At 54.9% G+C, this 264-nt stretch carries 1 protein-coding gene; it reads right to left on the reverse strand.

Annotated features, from left to right (window positions below):
* The coding region (locus tag JI666_RS21215; RefSeq protein ID WP_414635162.1) for a glycosyl hydrolase 2 galactose-binding domain-containing protein at positions 1 to 261 on the reverse strand (261 nt) is incomplete at its 3' end.
* Positions 262 to 264: the final 3 nt, after the last annotated feature.

Here is a 264-nt window from a genome sequence, read left to right on the forward strand (position 1 = left end):
TTCTCCCAACGGGCAGAGCGGCGTGGCTGGCTCGTCATCGATCAGCCAGTCATCTTCTTCTTGGAGAAACAGAATTTCAAACCGGTTGCGGCCACGCTGCAGATACGGCCGAATCTCCTTGCGATACTCATTGTGGGTCGCGTCACAATCAAACACCGCCACGCCGTTAACGCGAACTTCGGCATGAAAATCGATCCCCGTGATCACCAGATCCACGGCTGGAAACGCCAGCATAGCGTCATCAACCTCAATGTCGTGCATCAG

Origin of the sequence: Bacillus sp. NTK071 (assembly GCF_017303315.1) — a bacterium.
GTDB lineage: Bacteria > Bacillota > Bacilli > Bacillales > Guptibacillaceae > Guptibacillus.